Source organism: Streptomyces marokkonensis, from assembly GCF_008312835.1.
Classification (GTDB): Bacteria; Actinomycetota; Actinomycetes; order Streptomycetales; family Streptomycetaceae; genus Streptomyces; species Streptomyces marokkonensis_A.
On the sequence record NZ_VSKS01000057.1, the window covers coordinates 1 to 1,721 of the forward strand.

Sequence of the window (1,721 nt, forward strand, 5' to 3'; positions counted from 1 at the left end):
GCCGCCATCTCCGCCTTCGGCGTCAGCGGCACCAACGCCCACCTCATCCTCCAACAACCACCCACACCCACAAACACACCAGCAACAGCAACAGCAACAGCAACAGCGGACACCGGCGACACCCCCGTCGCCCTCCCCCTCTCCGCGAAGTCCCAACCAGCACTACGCGCCCAGGCCGACCGACTCCGCGACCACTTGTCAACTCACCCGAACCTCTCGTTGCCGGATGCGGCCCGCGCGCTCGTCACCACCCGTTCCGCCTTCACTCATCGCGCCGCTGTGGTCGCCTCCTCGCGTACGACCGCCCTGGAGGCCCTCGACGCCCTGGCGGCGGATCGTGCACACCCTTCGGTCGTTCGCGGACTCGCCGACGGGCCCGCTGAACAGAAGACGGTTCTCGTGTTCCCCGGGCAGGGTTCCCAGTGGACCGGCATGGGTGTGCAGCTTCAGGCCGAGTCGGCTGCGTTCGCGGGACGGCTGGCGGAGTGTGCTCAGGCGTTGTCGCGGGTCACAGGCTGGGATGTGCGTGATGTTCTCGCCGGCGCCAAGGGTGCGCCGGATCTGGACGCGGTGGACGTGGTGCAACCTGCCCTGTGGGCCGTCATGGTGAGTCTGGCTGCCGCGTGGGCGGAGCTGGGAGTGGTGCCCGACGCGGTGGTCGGCCATTCGCAGGGTGAGATCGCTGCCGCCTGCGTTGCCGGCATCCTGAGCCTCGAGGACGGGGCGAGGACGGTCGCCCTGCGGTCGCGGGCGATCCGGGATCTGGCGGCGGGACGCGGCGGCATGCTCTCACTCGCCGTGGACCGCCATACCGCCGGTGAGCTGATCGCCTCGTACGAGGGGCGACTCTCGGTGGCCGCGCACAACGGTCCCGTCGCGACCGTCGTCGCCGGCGATACCGAAGCCTTGAGGGACCTTTCCGCCCACTGCGAGTCATCCGGTGTCCGGGCCCGTCACATCCCGGTGGACTACGCCTCCCACACCGCACAGATGGAAGTCCTGGAGAGCGAACTGGGCAACCTGCTGTCGGGTGTGCAGCCACAGGCGAGGGAGACCGGTGCGGTCGCCTACTACTCCGCGGTCACCGGCGGACAGATCACTGACACCAGCCGACTCGACGGGGCGTACTGGTACACCAACCTGCGCCAGACCGTGGAGTTCGCCGCTACCACTCAGGCTCTTCTCGACAACGGATACACCCATTTCCTCGAGTGCAGTCCCCACCCCGTCCTGACCATGGCCATCCAGGAGACGATCGATACCTCCGCGGTGAGCTGGGCGTGCGTGCAGGGCACTTTGCGCCGCGACGAAGGTGACCTGCGTCAGCTTCTGCTTGCTTCAGCTGCTCTCCACACCACCGGCCACACCACCACCTGGCCCACCAGCAGCAGCAGCGCGGTCAAGCTCCCGACCTACCCCTTCCAGCGGGAGACCTACTGGCTGTCCCCGCCGCGGACCGCTGCTGCCAGGGAGAACGGTCCGGCACTGCTCCACCTCACCTGGGACGAACAGCCCCTGCCCCACACCACCGCGGCACTGCCCGCCCAGACCGCGCTGCTCACCCACCCCCTGAACGTCCCGGACTCACCCGACCCGGCCCTAACAGCCGACGCCGGCCACGCCCTCGCCGGGCTGGTCCCTCCCGCACTCCACCACCGCACCCTCGCCGACCTCATCCACACCCTCGACACCACCACCGCCCCCGACACCGTCCTGTGTCC

At 69.0% G+C, this 1,721-nt stretch carries 1 protein-coding gene; it reads left to right on the forward strand.

What is annotated here, in order from left to right; genetic code table 11:
* Positions 1–6: 6 nt before the first annotated feature.
* On the forward strand, positions 7–1,721 hold a 1,715-nt coding region (locus F1615_RS35365), incomplete at its 3' end, for an acyltransferase domain-containing protein (protein ID WP_425385681.1).